Raw genomic sequence first — 1,546 nt, 5'->3', positions numbered from 1 at the left:
GGCGGCGATGGCGTCGGCGAGGTGGGGCGGGACGCCGAGGCGGGCGCGCAGGGTGTCGGTGTCGATGGGGGCGCCGGTGCGGTCGCGGTAGTCGGCGGCGACCTTGCGGGCGTGGTCAACGAGGACGGGGGGAACCGCGGGCGCCGGGTCGGCGGGCGGAAGGGCCGCCGGTTCCTCCACCGGGGCCGGAGCGGGCTGGGTGGCTGTAGCGGGCTCCGGGGCCGGGGCGGGTTCGGGGGCCGGTTCGCGGTCGTCCACGATCTCGGGTTCCGGGGCCGCGGCGGGTGCCGGCGGTTCGGTCGTCGGTTGCTTGGCAGAGTGGGCGAGAAGGGTGCCGCCGAGGAAGGCCAGAGCGGGCCATCCGGCGATGCCCAGGCGGAGCAGCGCGGGCGGATCGGTCAGGTCGAGGAACCCGGCGGTGGCGACGTTGGCGCCCAGCGAGGCGAACAGGGCGATAAGGAACCAGCACCAGGCCAAGCGGGACGGGCCCTCGCTGCGGAGCCGTCGCCAGGCGGCGACCAGGAGCAGGTCGACGGAGACGGGGTAGGCCCAGGCTTTCCAGCCGTCCTGTCCGGCAGCGGCGGCCAGGTCGTGCAGGTGGGCGAAGGACAAGGCTCCGGCGATAACGGCCTGAACCAGGACGGCGTCCACGCGCAGGCCGTGACGGGCGGCCATCAGGACTCCTCACCGGTCGGCGGTTGCGGGAGCGAGGCGGCCAGGGACGGGCTGACGGCGTCCACGAAGTCGAGGTCGGCGCCGGTGGTGTCGGCGTAGAGGGCGAGCTGGCCCAGGAGCAGGACAGTGCGGGCGAAGTCCTCGCAGTCGGGGCACATGACGGGGGTTCTCCCTTCATCAGGCATGGCAGGGGTAGGGACGTGGCGCGAAGGACGGTCGCGTCGATCGAGGGGCGGGGGAAGTCAGGCCGTGACGGGGGCCGTCTTGGAGAGTGGCACCGGGGCCTCAGAGGAACTGGTCAGCTCGGGCCGGAAGGGGGCCAGCTCGGGCAGGTCCGGGGTGCGGTCGGCATAGCGGTTGCAGGTGTTGACGGCCTGCCGGAGCGAGGTGTGCGGGGCGCGAATACGGTGCCAGCCACCGGTCGAGTCCCCGGCGATGGCCAGGCCGCGCAGTTCGGCGGGGATCTGGATGGCGGCGAGGACGGCGTCCGGGGAGATGTCGCCGAAGGCCATGTTCGCGGAGGTCTCGTCGTTGACGCGGTGGGCGGTGCGGCCGGTGAGCTGGGCGCGGAGCATGGTGACGCCCTTGCCGAGTTCGGAGCCGAAGCGCTGGCCGCAGATTTCCAGGTAGATGCCGGCCGCACGGCCGAGCTGGGCGAGGCGGACCAGGGCGGTGATGATGCGGTCGCGCCGCTTCTCCTCGTCCTTGCTGGCGAACAGGGCGAGTTCGGCGACCTCATCGACCAGGACCACGACCGGCACCGGTCGCAGACGGTCGGGCAGGTCCCAGATGTCGGCGGCTATCTCCGCGTCCGGCACCGCGGCGGTGATGCGCTGTTCGGCACGGATGAGCTGGTAGATCCCTTCCATGC

At 73.0% G+C, this 1,546-nt stretch carries 3 protein-coding genes; all 3 read right to left on the bottom strand.

The window, feature by feature from the left end:
• Positions 1 to 675, bottom strand: a 675-nt coding sequence (locus tag IG05_RS0140895) for a DUF2637 domain-containing protein (RefSeq protein ID WP_030349162.1), incomplete at its 3' end; no start/stop codon positions are given.
• Positions 675 to 833, bottom strand: coding sequence for a hypothetical protein (locus tag IG05_RS48735; protein ID WP_199808486.1), 159 nt, complete (start codon positions 831 to 833; stop codon positions 675 to 677). The genes IG05_RS48735 and IG05_RS0140895, both read right to left, overlap by 1 nt.
• Positions 834 to 917: 84 nt before the next feature.
• On the bottom strand, positions 918 to 1,546 hold a 629-nt coding region (locus IG05_RS0140885; protein WP_030349161.1), incomplete at its 5' end, for an FtsK/SpoIIIE domain-containing protein.

It is taken from the genome of Streptomyces sp. NRRL S-1022 (genome assembly GCF_000720135.1).
Taxonomy (GTDB): Bacteria; Actinomycetota; Actinomycetes; order Streptomycetales; family Streptomycetaceae; genus Streptomyces.
This window is presented reverse-complemented; position numbering and strand designations above follow the sequence as displayed.

Excerpts from the sequence above, each read along its gene's own strand:
- IG05_RS48735 (WP_199808486.1), bottom strand. The coding sequence starts at position 833 with ATGTGCCCCGACTGCGAGGACTTCGCCCGCACTGTCCTGCTCCTGGGC.